At 40.8% G+C, this 20,967-nt stretch carries 15 protein-coding genes and 2 riboswitches; of the genes, 10 read left to right on the top strand and 5 right to left on the bottom strand.

Features of this window, described 5'->3' with window-relative positions; translation table 11 throughout:
- Positions 1-39: 39 nt before the first annotated feature.
- Positions 40-1,365, bottom strand: coding sequence for a sodium-dependent transporter (locus NYF15_RS06870; RefSeq protein ID WP_371353152.1), 1,326 nt, complete (start codon positions 1,363-1,365; stop codon positions 40-42).
- 148 nt (positions 1,366-1,513) lie between these two features.
- Between NYF15_RS06870 and NYF15_RS06865 the strand changes: the two genes are divergently transcribed.
- On the top strand, positions 1,514-2,254 hold the full coding sequence (locus tag NYF15_RS06865; RefSeq protein WP_371353151.1) for a 4'-phosphopantetheinyl transferase superfamily protein: 741 nt from the start codon (positions 1,514-1,516) through the stop codon (positions 2,252-2,254).
- Here the strand turns inward: NYF15_RS06865 and lysC are convergent.
- Both lysC and nhaD read right to left on the bottom strand, forming a co-directional pair.
- Positions 2,231-3,610 (bottom strand): lysine-sensitive aspartokinase 3, encoded by a 1,380-nt coding sequence (lysC, locus tag NYF15_RS06860; RefSeq protein ID WP_237118343.1) that lies wholly within the window; start codon positions 3,608-3,610, stop codon positions 2,231-2,233. The two genes, NYF15_RS06865 and lysC, sit on opposite strands and share 24 nt — an antisense overlap.
- Before the next feature lie 81 nt (positions 3,611-3,691).
- A riboswitch (Lysine riboswitch) is annotated at positions 3,692-3,864 on the bottom strand.
- A gap of 85 nt (positions 3,865-3,949) precedes the next feature.
- Positions 3,950-5,197 carry a sodium:proton antiporter NhaD gene (gene nhaD / locus NYF15_RS06855; RefSeq protein WP_371353150.1) on the bottom strand — a complete coding sequence of 416 codons (1,248 nt, stop codon included), beginning with the start codon at positions 5,195-5,197 and terminating at the stop codon, positions 3,950-3,952.
- A 148-nt stretch (positions 5,198-5,345) separates the two neighbouring features.
- Between nhaD and NYF15_RS06850 the strand changes: the two genes are divergently transcribed.
- The 6 genes from NYF15_RS06850 to NYF15_RS06825 all read left to right on the top strand — a co-directional run bounded on the left by NYF15_RS06850 (position 5,346) and on the right by NYF15_RS06825 (position 13,441).
- The gene (locus NYF15_RS06850) at positions 5,346-6,620 is read left to right on the top strand and encodes a hypothetical protein (RefSeq protein ID WP_371353149.1); all 1,275 of its coding nucleotides are present in this window, start codon (positions 5,346-5,348) and stop codon (positions 6,618-6,620) included.
- 2 nt (positions 6,621-6,622) lie between these two features.
- On the top strand, positions 6,623-7,168 hold the full coding sequence (locus NYF15_RS06845; RefSeq protein WP_371353148.1) for a hypothetical protein: 546 nt from the start codon (positions 6,623-6,625) through the stop codon (positions 7,166-7,168).
- Positions 7,168-9,954, top strand: coding sequence for an ATPase (locus NYF15_RS06840; protein WP_371353147.1), 2,787 nt, complete (start codon positions 7,168-7,170; stop codon positions 9,952-9,954). The genes NYF15_RS06845 and NYF15_RS06840 overlap by 1 nt, the downstream gene beginning before the upstream one ends.
- Before the next feature lie 147 nt (positions 9,955-10,101).
- Positions 10,102-10,650 carry a DUF4136 domain-containing protein gene (locus tag NYF15_RS06835; protein WP_130150137.1) on the top strand — a complete coding sequence of 183 codons (549 nt, stop codon included), beginning with the start codon at positions 10,102-10,104 and terminating at the stop codon, positions 10,648-10,650.
- A 92-nt stretch (positions 10,651-10,742) separates the two neighbouring features.
- Positions 10,743-11,084: a hypothetical protein gene (locus tag NYF15_RS06830; RefSeq protein WP_371353146.1), complete on the top strand. Its 342-nt coding sequence runs from the start codon at positions 10,743-10,745 to the stop codon at positions 11,082-11,084.
- A gap of 518 nt (positions 11,085-11,602) precedes the next feature.
- Entirely contained in the window at positions 11,603-13,441 is a 1,839-nt protein-coding gene (locus NYF15_RS06825) for a TonB-dependent receptor plug domain-containing protein (protein ID WP_371353145.1), read from the top strand.
- A 171-nt stretch (positions 13,442-13,612) separates the two neighbouring features.
- Here NYF15_RS06825 and NYF15_RS06820 read toward each other — a convergent pair whose 3' ends face one another.
- The gene (locus NYF15_RS06820; RefSeq protein WP_054562006.1) at positions 13,613-13,861 is read right to left on the bottom strand and encodes a YkgJ family cysteine cluster protein; all 249 of its coding nucleotides are present in this window, start codon (positions 13,859-13,861) and stop codon (positions 13,613-13,615) included.
- Between the two features lie 157 nt (positions 13,862-14,018).
- Here NYF15_RS06820 and NYF15_RS06815 point away from each other — a divergent pair, with 157 nt between their 5' ends.
- The 3 genes from NYF15_RS06815 (at position 14,019) to NYF15_RS06805 (ending at position 19,997) form a co-directional block, all read left to right on the top strand.
- Positions 14,019-15,191 (top strand): efflux RND transporter periplasmic adaptor subunit, encoded by a 1,173-nt coding sequence (locus NYF15_RS06815; RefSeq protein ID WP_237118339.1) that lies wholly within the window; start codon positions 14,019-14,021, stop codon positions 15,189-15,191.
- Positions 15,192-15,195: 4 nt separating this feature from the next.
- Positions 15,196-18,348 (top strand): efflux RND transporter permease subunit, encoded by a 3,153-nt coding sequence (locus NYF15_RS06810; RefSeq protein WP_371353144.1) that lies wholly within the window; start codon positions 15,196-15,198, stop codon positions 18,346-18,348.
- Positions 18,349-18,554: 206 nt separating this feature from the next.
- Complete coding sequence (locus tag NYF15_RS06805; RefSeq protein ID WP_371353143.1) at positions 18,555-19,997, top strand: serine hydrolase; 1,443 nt, start codon at positions 18,555-18,557, stop codon at positions 19,995-19,997.
- Positions 19,998-20,030: 33 nt separating this feature from the next.
- On the opposite strand, the gene ribB is transcribed toward NYF15_RS06805, so the two are convergent.
- The gene (gene ribB, locus NYF15_RS06800; protein ID WP_371353181.1) at positions 20,031-20,684 is read right to left on the bottom strand and encodes a 3,4-dihydroxy-2-butanone-4-phosphate synthase; all 654 of its coding nucleotides are present in this window, start codon (positions 20,682-20,684) and stop codon (positions 20,031-20,033) included.
- A 106-nt stretch (positions 20,685-20,790) separates the two neighbouring features.
- A riboswitch (FMN riboswitch) is annotated at positions 20,791-20,940 on the bottom strand.
- Positions 20,941-20,967 lie beyond the last annotated feature (27 nt).

Genomic DNA, 20,967 nt, shown 5'->3' with positions numbered 1-20,967 from the left:
CCCCACGCCTTTTTACTTACTAACTTGCAACTCGATACTTTATTTCAACAACGCCACGTTCACAAATACCGCCGTCATCAATAATGGACACACAAAGCGAATGTACTGAGCAAACCAATAATGTGGGCCACTCGATACTTGATGCAATTTATTACCACGCTGCCATAACCAGCCAACAGTAATGAAATAAAATAGTCCCATCAAGGGTAATTGGTACTGCGTGAGCACCATAATCACTAAGCCAAATAACCAATCAAAGTTAAGGATGATCAGCGATGAAGCAATAAACACCACTAAGGTAACAAATAAGGTTGCTTGTTTACGCTCAATACTGTGGTTTTCAACTAAAAATGCGACTGGAATTTCGGTTGATGAAATGGTTGAGGTCACCGATGCAATCGACATCAACACAAAAAATAATAAACCAACCACTAAGCCTACTTGCCCCATAGTGCTAAATAGCTCAGGTAAAATCGCAAAAATTAACTGCCCTTCACCGACCAATTTACCGCCACTAAATACCTCTACACCGTTATGTTGGGCAACAAAAATAGCCGGAATAATCAATAAACCCGCTAAAAATGCCACACCCGTGTCAAGTAATGCAACGGTGCCTGTTAGTTTTGGTAAGTTCGCATCAGGCTTTAAATATGAGCCGTATACCATCATACAGCCGACGCCTAGTGACAATGAAAAGAACGCTTGCCCCATTGCTGCAATAATTAAGTTCGCATCGAGAATTTGGCTAAAGTCAGGCACTAAATAAGCAGCAAAACCATCCATTGCACCATCAAGAGTACCTATGTAGCCAATTAAAGCCACTAGCAATACTAACAATAATGGCATTAAACGGCGTGACCAGGTTTCGATACCTGATTTAACCCCTTTTAAAATAATGCTTGCGGTTAGAATAAGCATCAATGGCGTAAACACAAAGTTGCGTGCCATTGAATCACTATGTAAAAAATGACTTAACTCAGTCAGGCCAAAAAAGTTGGCAATTGGCTCAAATGCGTACGCGAGCATCCAACCTGCAACGATTGAATAAAAGCTCAGCATCACAACAGCACCAAACAGGCCTATGTAGCCGGCTGCGGCTCCCACTTTGGGTGCGGTGTCTTGCCATGCACTTGATAGCGCTTTGACTGGGTTTGCCTGCGCTTGGTGGCCTAAATACAGCTCAGTATACAAAGCAGGAAGTGCTAACAAGAAAATAACGATAAAATAAACAAGTAAAAATGCACCGCCGCCATGGTTTGCCGCCTGCGTTGGGAACCCCCAAATATTACCTAAACCTACTGCCGCACCAGAAGCGGCAAGTACAAAACCAATACGACTTTGGAAGCCATCACGAACTTGTGCCATACATCTACATTTCTGTTATTATTTTTCCTCATTAAACCATAATTACAGTCAACTGCGTAAACAATTTGCGTTTGTTCGTGCCCATACAAGAGCATTTGCTGTAAAAATAAACAAATCTAATTGTAGGGTTTCGTAAAAGCCACAAACCATGAGCAGTCACTATTTTTCTAACACCTTAAAAATTGATTCGGCGCTAAGTTCAACTGATAAACAAGTTGTACTTATGGATGCTTCACGTATCGATATCAGCACCTTGCCCGTTGAAAAGTTACTCAGTGAATTCGAACTCAGTGTACTTACAAAACGCAAAATGCCAGCCGCTAAGCAAGAGTATATTGCCACGCGCTTAGTACTTAAGTATTTACTAAAACGCAGCATTCCTTTACTCAAAAATACACCACTTTGCGCAATTTCGAGCCAATTTGATGACGTAGACAACAAATTGAAACTTCACTTTCCTGTAAGTGAACCAATTTGGGCCTGCTTATCACATTCCCGTGGTTTTATTGGTGCAGCGCTAAACCCTGAGCAAGATCAATTTGGTTTTGATATAGAACACTGTTCGAAAACACGCCCTTTTGTGAAGCTCGCCAAACATTTTTACGATCACAATGAAGTTAATTTAATAAGTGGCTTTTGCGATATAAATGAGCAAGCTGGATGCTTTTTTAGGATTTGGACTCTGAAAGAAGCACTTGCCAAAGCAACATCGCAACCTATCGCTAAACTTTTGAGCCCAAATGTGTTTACTGAAATCGAAAAACATAACCTCACGGCCTCAAGTAACACACTGAATGATTTTGACATAAGCGTGGTGGCACAAAAAAGCACTGACTGGCAGTGCTCTTTTATTAACTTTAACGACCTATGCCGCGACTTGGCTTTCTAATAATCGACTATGAATAGCTTGAACAACAAGGTCAGACTCGCCCTGCTCCACCAAAAAGCACAGGTTATGTTTACTTGCACCATGACAAATTAAACGAATATTAAAATCACTCAATACTTGCATTAAGTTGGTCTCTTGCTGACGTAATTGAATCTCAGAGCCAATTAGAGCCACCAGTGTTAAGTTGTTTTCAACCGACACATGACAAAACTCAGAAAGCTTATCTAAACAGGCTTGATCCAGCTCAGGACGTGATGCATTCGGTGCGTTATCTAACGTGATTGCCACACTGATCTCTGAGGTAGTGACCAAATCAACTGAAATATTAAATTCACTTAAGATAGTAAATACACGCGCTAAGAAACCGCTCGCAAGGAGCATTTCTGGGCTTTTAACCGTTAAAAGAATTTGATTTTTACGCTGTGTGACCGCTCGAATACCTGGCTGCTCTGACTTTTCTTTTTCAATCCATGTGCCGCCTAATTGTGGCTCACGGCTCGAACCAACAAACACACTAATATGACTACGGCTTGCCGGTAAAATAGTAGCAGGGTGAAGCACTTTTGCCCCAAAGGTAGCCATTTCAGCAGCTTCATCAAAGCTTAGCCTTGCAATAGGTGTAGCTTTTACACATAAACGCGGATCAGTACTGAAAATACCCACCACATCCGTCCAAATATGCACACTCTTTGCGTTGATTGCTTCTGCTAGTAATGCCGCACTGTAATCTGAGCCGCCACGGCCTAAAGTCGTTGTTTGGTTATATTCATCACTGCCAATAAACCCTTGTGTTACTACAACTTGCTCAGCTAACAATGGCACTAAATGTTTTTTTGCAGCAGCAGCTGTTGCAGCAATGTTTGGTGTGGCTTTAGCGAATTGGCTATCTGTTTTTAATACTTTACGCACATCAAATCGCACCGCATCTAAACCCTGGCCACGCAACACTTGCGTAAATAAATACGATGATAAGCGCTCACCAAAACTTAGCAGCTCGTCTTGCTCTGCCGCTGATTTAACCCCTTCAGTAGCAAGCACCTGAAATGCTCTTAAAGTCTCATTAAAGCCATGAGCTAAATCGGCATCAAGCGATAGCTCAGCTAAAATACTCTCTTGAATAGCAATAACACCCGTGATGTGTTCATCGCGCTCAGCAGCGCTCAAATCACGTTTACACAATGCAACTAAATGGTTAGTAACGCCCGCACTGGCACTCACAGCAACAATACGTACTTGGTTATCTGCGCATACAATTTCCGCACAGCGACTCATAGCATCAAAATTAGCTACACTGGTGCCACCAAATTTTGCAACAACGTAATCTGATTTTGTGTTGGCGGCTAATTGGGTATTCATGTCGTCTCCTTTTGTGGAAAACTATCCACAGTAATTCAAGAAGAACTCGGCAAGGGGGTGCTTTGAAAATAAAGAGTAGTCCATGCCAGAAGCTCTCCACCTAGTTTGGTGACAGTTTTGAGGATTCAGCCTCATAAACCGAAAAATAACCGTGACGTCCAGCTATTTTTCTCGGCGAGTACTTCCCTCATTAATGGTCATTGGCGTTCGTCACCTCACATTAATTACCTAAGTATCGCACCTCTTCTGAATGTTAAGTTAACACTTGGTTAAAATAACAAAGCCTGCTGTTAAAAGCAGGCTTTGAAAGTTATCGTTTAGACGTCTAGCTGTCAAGTGTTAAATAAAACTTCCCGCTAGGTGTGAGCCATAATAACCCGCTGTGTAGGCTATTAATAAATACAGCGACATTTTTAAGTAACTCATAAACGTTAATGCTTTGACTTTACTCATCGCAATAATACCCGCGGCAGAGCCAATAATGAGCATTGAACCACCAACTCCTGTCGCATAGGTAAATGACAACCACTGCTGAGGGCTCATAATAATGTCAGCTTTAAGTAATGCAGCTGTTAGTGGCACGTTATCAACCGCAGCCGACAACAAGCCCATTAAGTAGTTCGCATACTCAGGAGCCATAAGCTCATATAAATGTGTAAATTGAGATAACACACCCACTTCTTTCAGTGCACCAACTAACAGTAATACCCCAACGAAGAACAACAGTGTGTCGTATTCAATCTCACGAATATAATCGATGATTTTTTTGTTTACGTCTTTTTTGCGCATCAAGAATTGCGCAACCAAAAACATCAGCGATAAACCAAATAAAAAGGTTAATAGCGGTGGCACACTATAAAATACGCTCAAAGTTAAGGTGGCAATAATGGTCGAGAAAAAGATAACCGCAATGGTAATGTCGGTTTTTTCAATACGACGAGCCATTTGCTTTTCAAATACCACATTACCCGACATTCCTGCTGATAACATCACAGCCAGTAACGCAACGCTTGCAAGCGAAGGCACAATAAGTAATAACAAGTTACCAATAGTGACTTTTTCATCGAGGAAAATCATTAAGGTCGTTACATCACCTGTAATAAGCGATACCCCACCCGAGTTCACACTAAATACAATTAAGGTTGCGTATTTTATTAATTTTTTAGGGTCTAACTTCAGTGACATTACCACCGCAAGCGAGATCAAAGTTGCGGTTATATTGTCTGAAATCGATGAAAATAAAAACGCAAAACCACCAATCAAAAACATCAGCTTCCGTTCACTGATTTGATTTGGCATAATTTTATGCACAATATTTTGAATAAACCCTTTCGAGTTTAAATAAGCGACAAAGGTCATTGCAGCCATAAGAAATAACCACAACGTCGCTATTTCTAAAATATTATGATCAAGTTGATGTTGGATAGTTTCTGGGGTTTGCCCATGAATTGGAGAGATAAACAAGATAATCCAGCATAAAGTACCAAAAAAAAGCGTCGTTTTGGCCTTGTTTACATGGATAATATCCTCTATAACGATAAGCAAAAATGCCACCGCTATCAGGGTTAGGATAAGTGGGGTTACCATGGTGTTTGAACAACCTTTATAATAATGTAAAAATTGTAATTCGAGTGTTTCGGCGCGGATTCTAGCAGTATCTAAGTCATAAAACTATTCTCAATTAGATAAATTACTACTAAACGCTAACACCAAAATTTTGATTTACTGGAGCCATATGATCCCAGCTAAAAAGTTATTAAATACCCTTACAGAGCATTGGGGGGTGTTAGAACTATTATTTAAACGTTTTAAGATGGCTGATTTCAGCTTAAAAGACGTACAAAATGCGATAAAACAAAAACAGCCAAGCTGGTCAAATGAACGTATTTATAAAGAAACAAATCGTTTATTGAATCAAGATATCATTATTCCTCTTGCGAAGTCGTCACAATTAGAAATCAACCGTGCTATCGCTGATTTTGCGACTTTCTTACTACAAGAAGAGCACCTAGGTCTTGCCCAAGAAATCAGCGTATTAGTTGATGACTTAGCGCGCCTAGGCAACCGCCTTGCCAAAGCGGGTGAAATTGAAGATTACGACGAGCTCCGTCGCTTTAGCCGTATTATGGATGATCGGGTACGCAAAATAATGAAATTGTTTGCCCACAATGAAAACGCGATATTAAACATTGTTGAGCAAGCGAAAGCAGACAACGCCGTGCAATCTTTGCAAAAACGTTATCAAGCAGTAATTGAAGCGTTTGATGAATACATTGAACCTATGCTTGAAATGGTTGATATTCGTGGTGACTTCCACGCGTGCTTTAACACCATCGAAGCGCAAATTAGCGCGCAAATCGAGCAAATTGACCGTCTTGGTAAGTCATATCAAGACAAGCGGATGCTTGAGCAATTACGTACCCGTATTTTAGAAATGCATTTAGTTGGCCGTGAAAGTTTACGCAAAAGCGCCGATATGTTGATGCCACTGCGTGAAGAATTGCGCCGCAACAACCTAATTACTCGCCAAGCGGCCAAAGTGCTTGGTTTAGTGCGTAAAAATGGCGTCGATAACATGTTAAGTGCTGTACAGCCTAACTTTGTCTCAGACGCACAGCGTTTTTCACTCGGGCAACAACGTCATATCGTGGCCTATATGGCAGGCTTAGTTGACTTTGAGCACGATGAATATCAGCTTCCTGAACATGATGATGTGCCCGCCTATCAAAGCCCGCATATTCCTGATTACAACGACGTTAAAACACAATTTAGAAAACGCTTTAAAAAAGCCAGCAAAAATGCTCAGCCGCTGCTTAGTTTCTTAGATGAAAGCTACCCAGACTTAGAAGCTGACGAAATGCTGTTCTTGTATCAAAAATTAATTAGCGATGGCGACCTTGAAATTAGCCAAAGCCAAGAGAAAGTAAAAATAAAAATTGCCCAGCAACACTTCTCTCTTTACCCATTTAACTCATCGATTGCTGACGATAAAAAAGCAACAGAGCAATAACCATGACAGATATTAACTTAGATGATTTGACGCATCTGCAAGCTATTAATAAAAAGCTCACATCAGGCTACCACATTAGCGAACAAGACACGCTGATGTGGCAAGAGCTTGATCAACACATTGATGCTTATCGCGCGTTATTTAACGCCCTTGGCCATGATCTACAACATGATAGCCGTGGCTTTTACTATTTTGGCAGTGACGAAAGTACCCCAAATATGGGGAAAATTTCGCGTGCCATCGCACTGACTATCTACATCTTGATTGAGCACTATGCCAATACCGGTAAAGATCCAATGCGTGCCTTGTTTGACGAAGTAAACGACCTTGAACTGATGCAAACCTTAGTGCAAATCAACAAGCACTTGTTTGATCAATTAGAAATCTTTTCAGGCTCAGATTTACGCAAAGACGTGTACCTTCGCATGGTGCGTTTAGGCCTTGCTCGCGAAGTAGAAAACGGCTTTATGCTGCAAGCATCCATTTATCGTTATATCGATGCATTAATGGAAGTAAACGAAGAAACCTACCTAGGAGAGGACGAATAATGCAAAGCCAAAGCCTTTACGGACTCAGCAAACTTGCACTTTTAAATACCGCTGGCTATGCAAAATGCGTGATCCCTCTGGATAAAAGCAGTTCAATTTGTGCACCCAATAATACCGGTAAAAGCTCGGTAATTAATGCCCTGCAATTTCCACTGATCAATGATTTACGTTTAACAGAATGGGATGGCCACGATTTAGACGAAACCCGAAAATTCTACTTTTCGTCAGATCAATCCTATATTTTACTCGAAGCCGATTTACCAAACGGCCCAGTGGTGATTGGTGTTGCTGGCCTTGGTAAAATTGCAGGTTACGCGCATCAGTTTTTTTGCTATCAAGGTAAATTAGACCTTGAGCACTACACCCAAGGCAAAACCATTGTAAAATTCACCAAGCTTTTTAATCACTTAAAAGAGCAAGGTTTCAATCCAATTGAATTAAAAGCGCAAGAGCTAAACGCCCTACTCACTGGCGGCGCAACCCCGTTTGATGGCGATATCAACTTAAAGATGATCCCGCTTAATAACGTGCAAGATTCAGCGATTTATAAAGAAATTTTTCGCCGTATCCTTAACTTGCATAAGTTAGGTGCCAGTGATGTTAAACGCTTTATGCTACGAGTATTTGAGCGTCATATGTCAAACTCACGGGTCGACTTTTATGAAGTGTGGCGACGTTCATTCGATAAAGTGAATCGCGCTAAACGTGAATTGAAAGCCCTTGAGTCAATGCAAGAGCCAATCGCCGCCCTTGAATCAATGCTTGAAAACCAAACGGTTTTAAAAGGCAAGCTTGCTGCCTATGCGCCAAAAATTGACCAAGCACTGATTGACTTTGAGACTTATCAACAAGAGCAACTCACTGAGCTAAATATTGCCCTTGAAGATATCGAGCACGAAAAGCATGAGTTTGACCAAAAGCAACAGCTGTATATTCAGCAATCGCGTGATATTGAGCGTAAACAAACTCAAATTGAACAATGGTTTTTAGACTATCGAGCGCTTAAATCTGAGTTTGAACTAGTTAACAAGGCCACTTTAAAAGTAAGCCTTACGCAGCTTAAGCAAGATTATGAATCGCTATCGCATTCGTTAAGCAGTGCTCAAGGTCAAAGCTTGCACACGCTAGATTACCGTATTAGCGAAACACAAAAGCAAATTAAGAGCTTAAAACTACAGCTGAAGAACCTCGAGTTCAATTTATTCACCCGTATGCGGGAAGATTTGTCTTTAAAAGAAGTGGAAGAAATTTCGCGTATTCTAAACCCTGATATCTTATCATTTGCCACCACCAGCAATGGTGATGTTGATATCACAGACGAAGATGCCTTTGGTGAGTTTTTAGAGCTGTTATCAGCAAACGTGAAAGGCGGAGTACTGACTCTTCCTGGCGCAAGCATTAAACTGAAAAAACTAAGTCCTGTGCAAATGCAAACGGGCGAAAATAAAGAGCAACTAACCGCGCAACTCGCTGCACTTGAAAATTCATTAAAAGAGTTTAAACAACAGCGCGAAGTGGCTGCTAATGTCGCCGAAAAGCAAAAAGAAAAAGATGCCTTATATGATGAACTAATGGCCTCTGAAGAAGCCTTAAAACGCTTTGAACAATTTGAAGTGATGCAGCAATCTGTGGATGCGCAAACTTTGCTAAAAGAGCAGTTAAATGCAGAGCGCGAACAAGTTGACGACTACCTGCAAGACATTCAAAAGAACAGTGGCTCAATTAGCGACCGTCGTTCAATTATCAAATCGAAAAAAGATTTGCTTGCGCGCCAAGCTGACCGTTTACGTCAAGTTAAATCTGAACGTATTGATCACACGCTTGATTTTTACTCTGGCAAAGTGACTCCATACATGATTGAAATCAGTATTGATTTTGATAACTTAAGCGATCTCATCCATCACTTTAACAAAGACTGCCAAGAGCTACGAAACTTTGATATCAACGTACGTAACACCTACATGCATATTTACAATGCGGGTATTACTAAATTTGATAACGAAAACGATGAGTTTACTAAATACGAAAAGCTGATTAGCGCGTTTCATAACATTGATAACGAGCGTGATGCCGTTGAGCGTCAAGGCCGCGTTGCGTTAACCGAAGTCGCCGCCACCATTAAAGGCTTGCGCGAAGACTTAGACCGCCTACGCCGCGAAATGAATAGCTTTAATAAAGGAATTAGCCAGCACCGAATCTCTAACCTTCAAGCATTCAAAATTAATGTTATTCCGCGCAAGATGCTGGTTGATAGTATTGATACCATTATCAGTACCTCAAATCAGTTTGAGCAAGGCGATACCCTCGATTTATTAAGCCAAGAGCCTTATAGCGAATCTGCGGTAAACGAAGCAAAAGATCATTTAATTAAGCTTGCTTCAGAAAAAGCCGGTTTAACACTGACCGACTTATTCGATATTCGTTTTGAAGTGGTGAATCGTGCTGGTGACACTGAGCACTTCGAAAAAATCGATTCAGCAGGTTCTAACGGTACACGTATCACTATTAAACTATTATGCGGCATGCTATTCATTCGCTATCTATTAAGTGATCAAGAACAAAACCTGTATCGTATTCCTATTTATATTGATGAAGCGGCAGATATCGACCCACAAAACCAAAAAGCAATTATCGAAACGGCTCTGAGCTTTGGTTTTGTGCCTATTTTTGCTTCTGTTAAACCACAAGTAAGTTGCGACTACATTGTACCTATTCGTACAGTAAAAGATGGCGCGCAAAACTGGGTAGACGAAAAAGACTGGATCGAAGTAGAACACAGTACTTAATACAACATGTCATGGATGACTGTATTTACAATCAATTACAGTACTTTTTTTGAAATGTGCCATAGTAAATAAATAATCATTCAGTTGAATTATTTTTGTGTTATGTTATCAAATAAGTAGTGGAAATTTTGCCAAGGAGCAAACAGTATGAAAAACTTATTAATCGCCACGGCTGTATTACTTTTAGCGGCTTGTGCCAAAACCCCTGATTGGGATTACGACAAATCAGCAGACTTTAGCAACTATCAAACTTTCTCTTGGGTTCCTAACGCGAGCCTAACTAAGAATGTTGCAAACTACCAAATTAGCCCGTTAATGGAAAAACGTGTACGTGAAGCCGTTAATGCTGAGCTTGAAAAAAACGGTATGAAACTTGTTGATATGGCACAAGCAGATGTACTTATTAACTACCATGCATCAGTTGATAAAAAAATCGACGTTGATACCTTTAATGTCGGTTACGGCGCACGTTGGAACTATTGGGGTATGGGTTACAACACGCAAACAACTACTCGTGAGTATGAAGTAGGCACACTGATTTTAGACGTAGTGGACCGCGCTTCTAACCAACTAGTTTGGCGTGGTGCAAAAGAAGGTCGTTTGCAAAAAAACCAAACACCTGAAAAACGCACTGAGATAATTAAAGAGACAGTTGCTAATATTCTAAGTAACTTCCCACCTAAACCTCAGCAGTAGAGTGTTAACACACATCGTTTAAAAGCTCGCAAATTGTGAGCTTTTTTGTTTGTGATGATTAAAGTTTGCTATGATGCTGAAAGTAACTCTAAATGGAATTAGGGGTCTTAGAGAAAGACCCAAAAAGGAATAAAATGAAATTAACTTGCCCAAACTGTAAAACTATAATAGCGACTAAAGATATAAAAAAGGTTAACAAAGACAGCCTCTTTATTGAAAATCAATGTCCCTCTTGTCAAGCATGGTTTTGCTTAAATAAAACACAGACGATTTTAAAAATCGTTGGTATTTCTTTATTGTTAATAACTAGCTTACTTAATATTTTTAATATTAAAACTGAATATAGCCTAGCTTTTTCGATCATTGGTTTTATAGGCATTTTTATTGCACTCATCATCACTTTCTTTGGTAAATATGACGCGGTTAAAAAATAAAAGAAAGTTAAAAGTAAAGTATGCTGATATCAGTGATACTAGAGTACTACTGAATCAAATCGCCTTTACATTATTTTTATGGGTCACGGGAGTTACCTTAATAACTCTTGCTATAAGATTCATCTATGAAGGTTATATTTTGACTCCTACAGATTACCGAACCGACTCTGACATTTATTTTTTCTCGACGACCCCCTTTTCATATGTATTTAATCTCCTTTTTTACTTAGGGGGTGGCGCTTATTGTTTAGCAGCGCCCTATCTTTTTAGAAAACACTTTCCCCGCAAGAAAGACCAAAAATCAAATCACAGAAATACAAAATAAGTTTACTAAAACTAAACGCCATTTTAGTTGATCGCGCCCTGAAGTGACCCCCAGCATGGTTTTTTTATTACCTATTGAAATCTGGTTGGAGTGGTATAACTGAGTGATTCAGATACAATAGCCGCAATTTTGCAGTGAGCCCCTATAGTGTTCACTGCCCTAGGTAAATCAAATACATTCAAGAGAGTTTTAGATGGTACGCGCAGTACAGCTTACACTTCCCGCTTTATTCGTCACTTGCTCAGTGCTAGCAGAAGACGCAAACAATATTGAACAAATCACCGTTGAAGTCTCAGCAACCGCAAATAAGGAGCCTGTCGGCACTTTTGATGCGCCTGTATCAAATCTAGAATATGACCCGCGTGTAGATTTGCAGTCACGTAATATGGCTGAAGCACAAGCTGATGTAACCATTCGTGGAGGTATTTTCGAAAATACCGGCTTTCGTGTTGGCAGTAGTACCTTATTCGACCCACAATCGGGCCACTACTTCGCTGAAATTCCTATTGCGCCACAAATGCTTACTGGCCCTGCCATTTTAACAGGTGCTGATAACGCACTGTATGGCATGAACAGCTCCGTTGGTACAGTTTCATTTGGCTGGCGTCCTATTACAAGCACTGGTAGTGTTTCACTTGGCACTGGCACAAATGACTTTAACTTATTAAGCATTCATGCTGCCCACAGCCAAAAGCTTGAAAGTATGCCCGATTGGCGGTTAGGGTTTGAAGGTGAATATTCAAACTCGCAAAGTGATGGCTCAATTGATAATGGCGACCACGACTTTGAACGTGCCTCAGCGCGCATTCAACTTGCCAGTGACTCATCACAAACTGATTTAATGTTCGGACGCCAAGAGAAATTTTTTGGTTGGCCGAACCTTTACACACCATTTAATTTTAACGAAACCGAAGATCTTGAAACCAAGCTATTGATGCTAAACCACAAACAAATGTATGGTGAGAACAATAGTTTTGAAGTAACAGGTTATTGTCGTAAACATAACGACCATTACATATTGTCTCGTGAAAACCCAGCTATGTTTGAAGCGTTTCATGAAACCACTGTTAAATCATTGGGTTTGTCGGGTCGTCATTCGCTCAATAACAGCTTTGCAGTTAACTACTCAGGACAGTTTATTGCTGATTCAATTGAATCAACATCTCTTGAAAACAACTTTACCTCACGCAACTACACTAAACTAAGTATCTTGCCTGAGTACAAGACTGCCCTTGCATCTAATAAAGAACTTACTGTTCGTGTTGGTGCTGCATTTGATGATACTAACCGTGATAGCTCAGATACCTCTTTTATTGCCGATGCAAGCCTGAAAGTAGTTAATCAAAATGGCAATGAACATACTTGGTATGCATCATACGCAGAAGCAACACAAGTGCCTGGTTACACCGCAATTGGCGGCAGTGAAACGGGCGGATTATTTAGAAGTAATTACAACCTCGAGCGCGAAACGACCGATAACCTCGAGCTAGGTTTATTGATTGAAGAATCATCTTGGCGTTTAGATTCAGCTATCTTCTATCGTAAAGATAAAAACCTAACGGATTGGACATATCGCTTTGATGCAACCTCAGCACGTTTTGCAAACCCAGTTGACATAGACACCTTAGGCGTTGAGTTTTTAGCGAATAAATCGTTTGAAAACACAGAGCTAATTGCCAGTTACACCTATTTAGAAAAGTCAGAAGACTATGGCACGGCTGATATTGATGCCAGCTTTTATGCGCTTAACTACCCTGACCACCGTGTAACACTAGGTGCAGTATGGCAGCCTATGGATGTACTTGAACTGCGCATTGATAACGAATGGCGTAAGCAACATAGTAACCGCCTACGTAGCTCTGACGATGAAGCCTTCTTTACTCAATTAACGCTAAAATTCACGCCAGCTCAGCTTGAGAATGTGTTTATCACTTTTGCTGCTGACAACATTTGGGATGAATCATTTGAAGAAGTTCCAGGTACCCCAGGCCGCGGCGAGCAATACACGCTAAGCGCGACTTATACTTGGTAACCAAAAACAACAATGCCAGTCAATTGACTGGCATTCTCCTATCGCGTTACCGTCTAAGATATCTAACGAACCATAACCAAAATTATATTAAATGCCATAAATAAAACTTTGGTTATAAAAAACACAACTGATCCCAGTAACCGTTAAAAAATGTTAAAGGTTTAATCTTTTTTAAGTCATCTGCTCAAGTTCAGTAATTAAATACAGTGCTTGTTCGTTAGTGGTGCCACACACATCAATAGTGGCAGAAAAGTCGCTACACACCTTAGGCCTTGATTCATCACCAAATAATTTACATAGGTTATTATCATCAAGTTGAATACAGCGCTCTCCCGCTGCTTTCCCGTTTGGCATCCCTGGAATAGGTGAGCTAATACTAGGTGCAATACAACAGGCGCCACAGCCTAATCTACATGCCATTTTATCTGTCATTGGGTACCTCTTATAGAACCTTTGTAGCGTCTTTGTAATATGTGCAATGCTTTGTTACATCTTCAAACGCCTTGTAAACACTTTATTGCGTATGCTTAGCCTATCAAGTTTATTTTAATTACCGTCAACCGTGAGGGACTATCCCGTGGCTAGTAAAAAACAAATCATTCTTCCTATCGCCGTATTACTCGGTGGCCTAGGAATGGCTTTTGCGTTTGCTTCAATGAAACAAGCGCCGGTCGAAAAACCAGAACAAGACAACCGTCCGCTTGTATCAATAAAACCATTGAACTTTGATGCTATTACGCTCGATGTAAAATCACATGGAATCGTGAAGCCAAAAAACCACACGGAGTTAGTCGCACAAGTCAGTGGCCAAGTTGTGTCACTGTCTGAACAATTTGTACAAGGTGGATTTGTTAAGCAAGGCGACATTCTAGCACGTATTGATCCAAATGATTACGAAGCAGCATTAATCGAAGCAGAAGCAGGCCTTGCTCAAGCCAGTTCGGCTCTTGAAATTGAACGTGCGCAGGTATCTGTAGCGCAAGCTGAATGGGATCGCATCAAAGGTGACTCAAACCAAGTTATTCCGTCAAAGTTATATTTACGCAAACCTCAGCTTGCTGAAAAATTAGCAAGCTACCGCGCTGCACAAGCGAGTGTAAAACGTGCAAAACGTAATTTAGAGCGCACTTACATTAAAGCACCTTATGATGCCATTATCGACGAGCGATTAATTAGCTTAGGCAGTGTGGTAAACCCTGGCAGTAGCTTTGGTAGCTTAAGCTCAACCTCTATAGCAGAGGTTCGTCTTCCAGTTGCTGATAAAGACTTGCAATACCTAAACAACCAGGGCATTGGTGCAAATGTGTCAATCAGTGCTGAATTTGCAGGTAAACAAACAACATGGCAAGCAACTATTGTTCGCAGCGAAGGCGTTGTTGACCAACGTAGCCGTATGAACTACTTGGTTGCTCAAGTCGCAACGCCTTATGAGCAAAAACAACCTTTACGCTTTGGCTCATATATTAATGCGACGATTGAAGGCCGTGCCCTCGATAATGCTATTGTCGTACCGCACCACTTAGTTAAAGATAAAAAAGTCGCTGTATTACAAGATGGCGAAACACTGACATTCAAAACGCTGAATATCGTGCGTGAGCAAAATGGCATGGTGATCGCTGATAATGGCTTGGCTAATGGTGAAAAGTTAATTACCTCTGCACTTGAGTATCCCACAGAAGGTATGGCTGTAAAACTCGATAACGCTGAATTGAGTGTACCTACAACACAATTAGCACTGAAAGAGGAATAAAGCCATGACCACACATAGAGAAAAAGGCCTGATAGCGTGGTTTGCTCGTAACCCTGTTGCGGCAAACCTGCTGATGATTTTCATCTTAGTGGGCGGCTTGCTTACTGCAATGTCAGTTCGAAAACAAATGTTTCCACAATTCGAAAGTAATTGGATCAGCATTCAAGCAATTTACCCAGGTGCTGCGCCACAAGAGGTTGAAGAAGGAATTACCATTAAGGTCGAGGAGTCTTTAGAAGGGCTCGAAGGCATAAAGCGTTTAATCACTTATTCAAATCGTGGCTTTTCACAAGCATGGGTCGAAATAGAAGAAAAATACGACCCGCAAGAAGTACTTGATGAAATCAAGATGCAGGTGGATTCAATAAACACCTTCCCTGCCGAGATGGAACGCCCTATTGTTCGCCGCGACAAGTTTGAACAAGAAGTGATGATCCTTGCGCTGTATGGCGATATGAGCAACTACCAACTCAAAGAACTTGGTAACGACATAAAAGACGAGCTACAAGCTTTACCGCAAATCAACTTGGTCAACTTTTATAGTGGTTTAAACTACGAAATTGGCATTGAAATTAGCCCAGATAAACTGCGTGAATATGGTTTAACTTTCCGTGATATCGCAACCGCAGTGCGTAGTTTTTCAGCGAATATGTCCGCAGGTCAAATTCGCTCTGAAAATGGTTATATTTCGATGCGAGTTGAAAACCAAGCGTATCGTGGTAAAGAGTTCGAAAACCTGCCTTTATTACACCTTCCAGATGGCGCACAAGTATTACTGGGCGACGTAGCAACGATTAATGATGGCTTTGAAGAGGGTTTACAGTACTCTAAATACAATGGCAAAAACTCACTGACGTTCGAAGTCAATGCATCAAAAGATCAAGATATAACCAAAGTTGCCGCTGTTCTTAAAAAATACCTTGCAGATAAAGCCTCACAGTTACCAGCTGGTGTAAAACTATCGCCTATTGTTGATTTAACTTACTACCTTGAAGGTCGTCTAAACATGATGATCGACAACATGGTTTGGGGTGGTATTTTAGTTATGGTAGTACTTGCCCTATTCTTACCATTACGCTTAGCATTTTGGGTCATGATGGGCCTGCCTGTTTCATTCCTTGGCGCATTTTTAATGATGCCTTTGGGCTTTTTAGATATCACCATCAACTTAGCCTCTTTATTTGCATTCATACTGGTGCTGGGGATTGTGGTTGATGATGCCATTGTAGTCGGTGAATCGGCCAGTGCTGAAATTGAAAAACACGGCCACAGCCTTGATAACGTAGTACGCGGCGTAAAACGCGTTGCCATTCCTGCCACCTTTGGAGTGCTAACCACAATTGCAGCCTTCTTACCACAAACGCTGGCATCTGGCCCAGGCTCAGCCTTCTCTAAAGCTATTGGTGGTGTGATTATCCTTTGCTTAATCTTCTCTTTGATTGAATCAAAATTGATCCTGCCTGCTCACTTAGCAGCAATGAAAAATAAACCAGCGAATCCTAAAAATCCGTTACATCGCTTACGCTTAGGGATGGATAATGGCTTAAAAAGTTTTATTGATAATTACTACACACCATTTATTGGTCACTGCATACACTACCGTTATACCGTGATCGTAGGCTTTATATGTGTATTGATTGTCAGCGGCGGCATGTTTGCAGGTGGATTAGTAAAATTTGTGGCGAACCCTAAGATCCCACATGATTTTCCACGAATTTCTATAGAAATGAACCTGTCATCTTCTGAACAAGCTACACTCGAAACAGCTCAAACTATTGAAAAACTAATTTTAGATGTCGATAAGCAACTTGAAGAGCAATATGGACAAGCAATGATCCGCGACTTATCGGTTAGTTTGCGCGGTCGTACAAGTGCACGCATTATGGCTATTTTAGTTGAACCGGACTTACGCCCTATTGATACCTTCCAATTAAGTGCAATGTGGCGTGAGCAAATGCCGCCTCTGCCTGGCGTGAAAACACTAAACATTGAAGACAGTATCATGAACGGTGGTCGTGATGATGGCGATGTTAGCTTCCGCTTAGAAGGTAAAGACATCAACAAGTTAAAAGAAGTGGCCGCTAAACTAAAAGAAAAGCTTAATGGTATGCAAGGTGTGGGTGATGTTAATGACTCACTGCAATCAGCAACCGATGAAGTACAACTTGAGCTTAAACCGCTTGCTTACAGCCTTGGTTTAACATTATCAGACGTTGCATCACAAGTCAGCTTTAGCTACTACGGTCTTGAAGCACAACGTATCTTACGTGACGGTGAAGAGATTAAAGTGATGATCCGCTACCCTCGTGAATCTCGTAACGCGGTAAGTGACATCACAGATGCACGGATAATTACACCAACCGGTGTAGAAGTTCCCCTTGCAGAGGTCGCAAAAGTAAATATTGTTGATGGTGTAAACCGTATTCGTCGTGAAAATGCAAAACGTACTGTAAACGTTTGGGCTGCGGTTAACACAGACCAAGCAGAACCATTTGCCATTGCGAAAGAAATTCGCGATGAATACTTACCTAGCCTACTGAAAAGCTACCCTGGAGTTGAAAGTAATGTAGCCGGTCGCATTCAAGAAGAAATGGACAGTGTGGCAGAGCAAATACGTGATTTTGCTTTATCTATGCTGATTATCTTTGCATTGTTAGCCATTCCACTGCGTTCATATTCACAGCCGTTCATTATTATGTCGGTTATTCCATTTGGTGTGATAGGTGCCATGTTCGGTCATATGATTTTAGGTATGACCATGAGTAGCCTATCGGTATTCGGTATCATCGCTGTTGCTGGTGTGGTGGTGAATGACTCGCTGGTTATGGTTGATTTTGTTAATAAAGCGCGCGCCGAAGGAGTTGCGATAAAAGAAGCTGTCATGCAAGCAGGTGCTCGTCGTTTTAGAGCAATACTACTTACTTCAATTACCACATTTATCGGTGTCTTACCGATTATAATGGAAACAAGCTTACAAGCGAAAATTGTCATCCCTATGGCGGTTTCACTCGCTTTTGGTGTGCTGTTCGCCACAGTGATCACACTTATCTTAATTCCATGTCAGTACGTAGCACTAGAAGACTTTAAGCGCTTAATTAGCAAGCTAAAAGGTAAAAAGGCTGCACCTGAAGCGGAGTTACATACAAGCAGTCACTAATCTTTCTCATCCCAACCTAAAACGCTTGGTAAGTTTTTTGCCAAGCGTTTTGTCATATAAAGAGAAATAAATGCGACATAGCACCAAAACTCAGGTACGGTATAAAAGTTAATCAATCGTATAGTAAAAAACACTTTCAATAGATGAAAAACAAGGAGTTAAACCTAAAAAATAAAATAGAACAATAATCACAACAAGGGAAAAAAATGAAAACATTAGAGAACTATTTAAAGCCATTAATGCTGATATCAGTATTGCTCTTTGCAAACCTTGCTTTTAGTAAAGAAAAAGCACAGCAAATGGCTGACTTTATTCAAGAGTTTCATAATTATAAACAGTTTAATGGTAACGTCTTAGTTGCTAAAGAAGGCAAAATACTTTTTGAAAAAAGTTATGGTTATGCCAACTTCGAATGGGATATAAAACATAGCAAAAACAGTAAGTTTAGGATTGGCTCAATTACAAAGCAGTTCACAGCGATGCTAATTCTACAACTAGCTCAACAAGGCAAACTCAAGCTTGACGAACCATTAGCAACCTACCTACCCGATTATAGGCAAGATTCCGCTAATAAAATAACTATTCGCCAAATACTTAACCATACATCAGGTCTTGGTAATTACACACAAACAAAAGACTTTGGCGAGAAATACAGTAGAAACCCATATAGCGTTGATCAGTTTATTCGTCTGTTATGTAGTGATGATTTATTATTTGAGCCTGGCACACAATTTCGCTATAGCAACTCAGGCTATTTTATTTTAGGGGCAGTAATCGAAAAGATAACAGGAAAACGCTACCAAGATGTCTTGCAGGAAAATATTCTAACACCACTTAAAATGGCTAATACAGGCTACGATTCTCACAGTAAAATAATAAAGTACCGTGCATCGGGTTATGCTAATAACCTAGCAGGTTATAGCAACACTGACTATCTAGATATGTCCATTCCTTATGCAGCAGGTGCAATGTACTCAACCGCACGTGATTTATTAAAATGGGATCAAGCTCTTTACTCTAACCAACTGTTGACTGCTGAATATAAAAAGCAAATGTACCAAGTATCTAACCAACGAGATTATGCGCTCGGCTGGGAGGTTAAAAAGTTAGATAAAGATCAATATGGTAAAGCTTTGACTCAAATACAGCATGGCGGTGGTATTAATGGCTTTAATGCATTCATTAGCCGAGTTATTGAAGATAAACTCCTAATCGTTATTTTAAATAACACAGGTGGTGCACCATTAACCCCCATGACTAATGGGCTTCTCAATATTTATTACGAAAAGCCTTATGAAGCGGCTACTGAGCATGCTGATAGCATACTATACAAAGCACTTAAGGTTGGCGGTATTGCTGCACTAAAAGAAAAATATGCAGAGCTCGTCACTCATCATAAAACGCCTCGTGAACGAACGATTAATTACTTTGGCTATGAATTAATGCAAATGAATAAATTAAATGCAGCGGTGGCAGTATTTGAACTCAATAGTCAGCATTATCCCGACTCTGCCAATACCCATGACAGCCTAGGTGAAGCCTATTTAGCAGTTGGGGAAAAGCAAAAAGCGCTCATCAGTTATAAAAGAGCCCTTGAGTTAGATCCTGAAAGTGAAAGTGCAAAAAACGCTATTAAGCAACTTCAATAAAGACGAAGCCACCGTAAGTGGCTTCTTTTAATTTTAGCACGCCTGTTTTTGATTAAGCTCGATATAGGCTACTAAGTCTTCAATCGAGACGACAGGCATAGCGTGCTCAATGGCGAACGTGCTTACCTCTGGTAAGCGAGCCATTGAGCCATCTGGATTCGTTAATTCACAAATAACTCCAAAAGGCGCTAGTCCCGCTAACTGCATTAAATCAACTGACGCTTCAGTATGACCTCTACGAACAAGCACCCCGCCTGTTTGTGCACGTAAACCAAACACATGGCCAGGGCGAGATAAATCTTCTGGTTTTGCTTTTTCTGCTGTGGCTGCTTTAATTGTGGTGACGCGATCAGCCGCTGAAACGCCTGTTGTAACACCCGTTTTAGCTTCAATAGTGACAGTATACGCAGTTTTGTTCTGACTGGTGTTATGCTCAACCATTTGCGGTAAGTCGAGTTGTTTAACACGCTCATCGCCCATACAAAGACACACAATACCGCTGCCTTCACTGATCATCATGGCCATTTGTTCGGTTGTTAGGTGCTGTGCTGAATACACAAAATCACCTTCGTTTTCACGGTTTTCGTCATCTACCACAAGCACGCCCTCACCTTGCTGCAATGCAGCAATAGCACGCTCAACGCGTTCAAGTGGTTCGCCAAACTGGCTTAGTAAAGAAGACTGAATCATCATTTTTAATACCTATTAAATTAAATATGAAAAGATTCAGGACATTGAAAGGCACAGCAAAAAAGACCACCCGAGGGCAGCCAATTACTGTTTTATAGATTAACTATATTCTCTTTCATCCGGACTATCACCGTCGGCTCTGGCCTCTCACCAGATCTGCTGACCTTTAACCAAAGTTAAAGCGCTCGCGGGCTCACTTAACATCGATAAGTATACCGCCGGTGGGGAATTTCACCCCGCCCTGAGAATGTTGCTTAATCATAAAGACGAATAAGCTCAG

Origin of the sequence: Pseudoalteromonas sp. 68 DY56-GL68 (assembly GCF_041414825.1) — a bacterium.
Taxonomy (GTDB): domain Bacteria; phylum Pseudomonadota; class Gammaproteobacteria; order Enterobacterales; family Alteromonadaceae; genus Pseudoalteromonas.
This window is presented reverse-complemented; position numbering and strand designations above follow the sequence as displayed.